The 4,045-nt window shown below is 33.9% G+C and carries 4 protein-coding genes; all 4 read left to right on the top strand.

Annotated features, from left to right (window positions below; translation table 11 throughout):
* The first annotated feature begins 122 nt into the window (after positions 1-122).
* Positions 123-653 (top strand): DUF4330 domain-containing protein, encoded by a 531-nt coding sequence (locus ACESM9_RS14850; RefSeq protein WP_373000461.1) that lies wholly within the window; start codon positions 123-125, stop codon positions 651-653.
* A complete protein-coding gene (locus ACESM9_RS14855) occupies positions 637-1,128 on the top strand; it encodes a DUF4330 domain-containing protein (protein ID WP_373000464.1) in 492 nt (163 codons plus the stop codon). The genes ACESM9_RS14850 and ACESM9_RS14855 overlap by 17 nt, the downstream gene beginning before the upstream one ends.
* Before the next feature lie 784 nt (positions 1,129-1,912).
* Positions 1,913-2,638 carry a 4'-phosphopantetheinyl transferase family protein gene (locus ACESM9_RS14860; RefSeq protein ID WP_373000468.1) on the top strand — a complete coding sequence of 242 codons (726 nt, stop codon included), beginning with the start codon at positions 1,913-1,915 and terminating at the stop codon, positions 2,636-2,638.
* A gap of 632 nt (positions 2,639-3,270) precedes the next feature.
* Positions 3,271-3,528, top strand: a complete 258-nt coding sequence (locus ACESM9_RS14865; RefSeq protein ID WP_373000471.1) for an HAD hydrolase-like protein — start codon at positions 3,271-3,273, stop codon at positions 3,526-3,528.
* Positions 3,529-4,045: the final 517 nt, after the last annotated feature.

Raw genomic sequence — 4,045 nt, forward strand, 5'->3', positions numbered from 1 at the left:
GAAAAGAGGGGGTCATTGTTTTTAATTTGCAAAAAAACTTGAAACCCTTGATAAATCTAATTTTAAAGTCTATTAAAATCAAAACAAGTTAACACAAACCTTAGTAAAGAGGGAGGTATAGTATGGTTTTTGTGGATGATAAAGGGCGATTATTTGGGAAAATAAACATTATTGATTTATTTATTGTTTTGGTAGTTACTGTGCTCTTAGGGGGTATGTATGCTATGCTTTTTACCAAGAATACCAAGGATGCAGCGCATATTAGCAAGGTACTGTATGATATTGAGGTAAAAAATGTTAGCAAGAATTTTGTCAATGCTATCAATACAGGTGAACCAATTAGGGATAGTGTAAGAGGTAATAACCTGGGCATCGTAGTAAACAAAATAGTATATTCAGCATCTGCTATCAATATGGATATGGTGCAAGGTAAATACGTTAAAGTAGAAATACCAGATCTGTATGATGTTAAAATAACAGTAGAAGCCGATGCGAATATAACCCCGACGGATATATTAGTGGATGGCACAGATATTCGGGTAGGTAAGCAACTTTCTATTAAGGGGAAAGGTTATGCTAATGTCAGTTTCGTATTGAAAGTTAGTTTGTACCAGCAAAAGGGGGACCAGTATGTTGATGGACAAGAAAGGTAGGATATTTGGAAAGATTAGCATAATTGACATTTGTGCTCTTCTTGTGATTATAGGGCTTTTTCTTGGAGCTTATTATAAGGTTTTTATGTTGGATTCTAAACATTTGACAGCAAAATATTATGATACTATTGAGTATGAGGTTCTTTTAAAGGATAAGCAATCCATTGAAGGTATAGAAATCAAAACAAAAGTATATGATGTAAAAACAAACAGCTATATGGGAAAAATAATTGATAAGAAAGTAATGCATGCAACGAGTTTAGTTACTAAAGCAGATGGAGCCATGGTTATCGCTGAGAAGCCAGAACGGTATGATATTTTATTGACTATTTCCGTTCCAGGTATAGAAACGACATATGGATTCCTAGCCAATGGAAATATAGATCTTAACATGGAATCCTTCCGAGTCCTAAAGACGCAGACGGCTATTGTGGAAGCCAAAATCGTTAATGTGAGAAATGTAAGCAGGCAATAAATTAAGGGTTAAGGGAGTTAGTCAAAAGTATTTTACAATGCGAAAATTTAGAAACAGGCTTGTATGATTCGGTAGGACTAAGAAAATTCTTTAGCATATAAAACGGATGATATTTTTTCCGGTTATTTTAACTGAACTAAAAATCGAAATTATGCAATATAGATAGAAGTATAACTTCCACACTTTAAGGACAGCAAACAGTATAAGCTGCATGGCTGAATCTTTGCAATTATTATAAACATCTCGAGTTCTGTTTCTGTGTGGCTATAGTATTTTCTGTTTATTTCAAGCTTTTTACTACTCATAATATCAATTCTTCTATATGTTTTAATATTCTAATGCTTTATGAAGAAGCTTGATTTATAAAAGCAATTTCTGGGAATTACTTTTATCATTGATTTACTATGTAGTATATTATAAATTGCACCTGTTTGGTTTAGTGCCGGCGAGACCTCCGAAAAACTCGAAAAATCAAAATACGCATAATATATATGACTTTGCTAAGCTTTTGAACCCTCTATATGGGGTACTCCGAGCAGACGAAGGTACTTTTTTGGAGCTTTCTCGACCACTTAGTTTAGAGTTGACCGTGCATTAGTAAGGAAATTCCGAACAAGTAAAAATGCAATTTTAAAAAGGTTTTATAAGTATTTCGATATATTTATAGTAAAGGTGTATATAGTAAAATACAGCATAGAAATGATGGAGAAATTTTATAGAAGGCTAGGAGTAATACTGGATTGAATAGCAGTATTTGACTAATTACTGTGAGGAAAACTGAGACATGATTGAGATATATTCAATAAAAATTGATGGGAAAATCGATAGCCAGAAATTTAAGCATCTAATGCAATATGTGGATAAAGACAAACAAGTATCAATTAAAACCTTCCATAAGATTGAAGATTCACAAAGGGCACTTGCTGCGGCAGTATTGGTAAGAGTGATAGCTATGAGACGACTCGGAATTGATAATTGCGAAATACAGTTTAGCACGAATGAATATGGGAAGCCATTTGTCAAAGGGTTCCCCGATTTTTATTTTAACATATCCCACTCCGGTGAGTGGGTCGTATGTGCTGTTGATGATAAACCAATCGGGATTGATATTGAGCAAATACAGCATGTAGATCTTAGCTTAGCCGACCGTTTTTTTTCTCGGCAAGAGGTTCTGGATATACATTCGAAGCCGATAGACGAGCAGCACTCATATTTTTATGATATATGGACATTGAAGGAGAGTTATATCAAGGCATGGGGCAAGGGGCTGTCAGTACCTCTGGATTCATTCTCCCTAAGGCTGTATGACAACAGGCGAATAGAGCTGAAAACATGCAACAGCTTTAAAGAATGTTTTTTTAAACAATTTAACATAGACCACAGATATAAATTATCAGTTTGTGCATTAAAAAATAGATTTCCCAGTTGGGTATCAAATAAAAGTATTGACAGCATATTGCACTTTTTGGAAAACGAAAAGAAGGGTGGCGAGACTATGTTGTGGTACTAGAATAACATTACTTTGGTCGGGAGATAAGCCAAATGGGATAAGCCATGAATTATGTTACAAGAATGAATCAAGGGAATACTAAATTTTATCGGATATATTTAGAAAAATAATGGAAAGAATTTAGGAATGACTTATACAAACATGAATGATGACGATAAATTTGAAAACGCAGTGAACTTTATAATGCAGTTCTTAAAGCCCTCCATAACTTGCAGTCAAACGTCATAGAGTCGGGGTAGGAAATGGTGTTTCAAATAGAAAGCTATGGAGAGTTTATCAATTTTTAAAGATACTTATTTAGTGACAATAAAAAATACGCCAAGCTTGAGAATTGTTTAAATTAACTTGTTGTGTTAGCTGATAATTTATTATGTTCGGAAATATTATGGTATTTCAAAAATTTTGTATCCTGTAACAATCCAATGTTTGAATTACCTTACAAATATTAAGTGATTAATTCTTGAAACTTAAAAATCTTGATTTATAAGTATGTTGTTGTAATAACATAAGTTGTAGGCAAGTAGATTGGTAATTATTAATTGATCTTGGTATTATTTAGTATTTTGTATATGGGCTGAATATACCATTAAGTTGTTCGGGCTTTCGGAAGAACTGACTGCAATCATTAGTGAATGGAATGCACGGATCTATATAATTACAGTCATACTGTACGGATGAAGCAGTATACCGAAGGGTATTTGCGACAGTTAAAGGTACATGGCACCAAGATTGCTGTAGTCACAAATCTTCCTCCTATTCTTTATATTCCCGCTTTGCGGAACAACAGGATACTTAATCTTTTTGATGTCCTGTGTTCATCGGAGGATGTAACACGAGGAAATGAATTTCCGGACCTTTTTCTCTATGCGGCTAAAAAGATGGAAGTATAGCCTGAAAATTGTATTGTATTTGAAGGTATTTTTCCGGTTGTTTGTAGTGTACGGCAAGCAGGAGTGAAAGTCTATGATGTCTACGACAAATATTCCGAATTATATTGGAAAGATATTTTGAAATAGCTGATGGGTGTCTTAATGACTTTCATTTTACTTCTATGCCTGCAAACAAAGTCGGTTGGAACCGTGTCTAAGCTATGGATTTGTACAATGAAGACAGAGAAAAACGTATGATCTGCATCGCCGCGTAGAACCTAGCAGAAAGTTAATAGATTTAATCTATACCGCAAAATACTTTAAAGAATAATAGTATTCAGTGCCGATGGGTCAAATTGCTTTGAAACAACTAGGACATGAGTGCATAACAGTAATTAAATTTGAATAGAACCAAGTAAGGGTCCAAAGATGGGATCTTTTTTTCTGGCTTAGAAACGTATTTTAACACAATAAAACGTAAACGTCAAATAACATAGTGGATAGAAAAAAAGCAAAAACTCGTGTAAACTAAAGTTTT

The sequence above is a fragment of the Lutispora sp. genome, assembly GCF_041687175.1.
Classification (GTDB): domain Bacteria; phylum Bacillota; class Clostridia; order Lutisporales; family Lutisporaceae; genus Lutispora.